Annotated in this window: 1 protein-coding gene; it reads left to right on the top strand. The window is 64.8% G+C overall.

What is annotated here, in order from left to right:
* Positions 1–762: 762 nt before the first annotated feature.
* Positions 763–1878, top strand: a complete 1116-nt coding sequence (locus AB0N17_RS46230) for a nitric oxide synthase oxygenase (protein ID WP_366017665.1) — start codon at positions 763–765, stop codon at positions 1876–1878.
* Positions 1879–2213: the final 335 nt, after the last annotated feature.

The following is a 2213-nucleotide window of genomic DNA, read 5'->3' as shown; positions in this document are numbered from 1 at the left end:
GAGGATCTCGGTCGTCTTGTCGGTGTCGAAGCCGATGTCCATCTGGCCTTGCCCCTCGGGTGCGCATCCACACGGGCAACGCCCCGACAATCAATCCCGCCACTTTCCAGGTGATCTCTCAGCGCTACGAGCGGCTCGGGTCGTCCTGACCTCGAACAAGACCATCAGCTATACACACATAGTCCGGCGACCGCCTGCCAGGCGGCGGGCGAAGCCCAGCGGATCCCGGCGGTGTTGTCGCGGTTGAGTAATACACTGACTCAGCCGCGAGGCTTCCGTGGTCTTCCATCTCGTCAGACCAGGTGCCACTACTGGCGCGAGTGGCGGCACGAAGGAAGGTGTAGCGGAACTTGGCCATCGTGGCAGCGAACGCGGCTCCGGCTGGGCGGCTACTCCATAAGCTGCGTCCGGCACGGGATCCTTGAAAGCCGGAGCATTCGGCCCAGGGAGTGCGGCGGTAAGAAGGAACCGAGCGGGCGAGCGGGGGCGCGTCTGCAGCAGCAGAGGGTCCCACGCACGGCTGGGCGGCTGCTTTAGGCTGCAGTTCGCCATTTTCTGCCAAAGGCACGGAGTTTGTACTCGAGATTCAAGGCAAGCTTGCCGAGCGATCATCATCGCCTTTGGCGTCGCTTGTCGTGCGGGAGGGAAACCGTGATACGTGAGGTTGTGCATGCTGCGTCCAGGCTCCCGGGCCGGCTACGCAAACGGGGCGTGCCGGGCTCCGGGCCCGCGGGTCGGCAGCAGCCCTCACGCGAAGCCGCTCTGTTGAAGGAGGCAGAGCAGTTCGTCCGCCTTCATCATCAGGAGGACGTCGGCGCCGGGTCCCTGGAGCACCGACTGGCCGCAGTACGACGCGAGATCGACCGGTTTGGCAGTTACCGGCATACCGGCCGGGAACTGCAGTTCGGGGCTCGTGTCGCGTGGCGTAACAGTGTCCGGTGCATCGGCCGTCTGTACTGGCATTCGCTGATGGTGCGTGACCTGCGTCATCTTTCGGGTGCCCGGCAGATGGCCGAGGCCTGTGTCGATCATCTCACCATCGCAGCGAACGGCGGACGCATACGCCCTGTCATCTCCGTTTTCGCGCCAGAAGACGCCGACGGGCTGGGGCCGCGCATATGGAACGAACAGCTCATCCGGTACGCCGGATATCGCCTGCCTGACGGCGGCATCCTGGGAGACCCGCGCAATGTGGCCATCACCGAGGCGGCTCTCCGGCTGGGCTGGCCGGGTGGGAAGCAAAGCGCGTACGACGTCCTCCCGCTGGTTGTGCAAGAAGCCAGCGGTCCGCCCCAGTGGTTCGACCTTCCCTCCGACGCCGTGCTCGAGGTGGACATCTGCCATCCGGACGGACTGTGGGGCAGGGAATGGGGTGTGCGCTGGCACGTGGTGCCCGCGATCTCCCACATGCGTCTGGTCATCGGCGGTATCTCATATTCGGCGGCACCGTTCAATGGCTGGTACATGGGCACCGAGATCGGTGCCCGCAACCTCGCCGACGCAGACCGGTACAACCTCCTGCCGAAGATCGCCGAACGCTTGGGGATCGACACATCCAGCGATCGCACCCTGTGGAAGGACCGGGCCTTGGTGGAGCTCAACCGGGCAGTGCTCGATTCGTTCGACAGCGCAGGTGCGACGATTACGGACCATCACACGGAAGCGGCCCGCTTCATCTGCCACATTCAGCGTGAGGCCCGGAGCGGGCGAGATGTCCACGCGGACTGGTCATGGATCGTGCCCCCGCTCTCGGGCGCGGCTACACCGGTGTTTCACCGCACGTATGAGAACATCCAGCACCTTCCCGCCTACTTGCCTCAGCCCTCACCGCCTACCCTGGGCGTAGGCTACGGCGCATGTCCGGTCGCGGAAGAATAAGGGCACGGCTGCCTGGGCACGGCCGCGGCGGCCATCCCATACCCTAACTGGGGTCTTCAGCTTCATCTAGCGCAGCCCCGGGCCTTCACGCGCGGGAGGAAGGGCTTCTCAGGCTAAGGGTGACCTGCACCGGCGCACGGATCTGTGCTGTTGACCTCAGTCAGGATGCTTCTGGTTCTCGGTGTACTCCTTGATGATGTCCAGTGGCGCGCCGCCGCAGGATGCGGCGGAGCCGGACGGGATCAGAAGTGATCGCTTCACAGGTATCGGCGGATGTGTCCGGGGAAGACTTCATCGTCTATGAGGCGCGGCGGACCGGTGTCCCGTTCGTGTTC

The organism is Streptomyces sp. NPDC051133 (assembly GCF_040682635.1).
In the GTDB taxonomy this organism is placed as follows: Bacteria; Actinomycetota; Actinomycetes; order Streptomycetales; family Streptomycetaceae; genus Streptomyces.
Note: the sequence above shows the minus strand (reverse complement) of the source record. Positions and strands in the feature narration are given on the sequence as shown.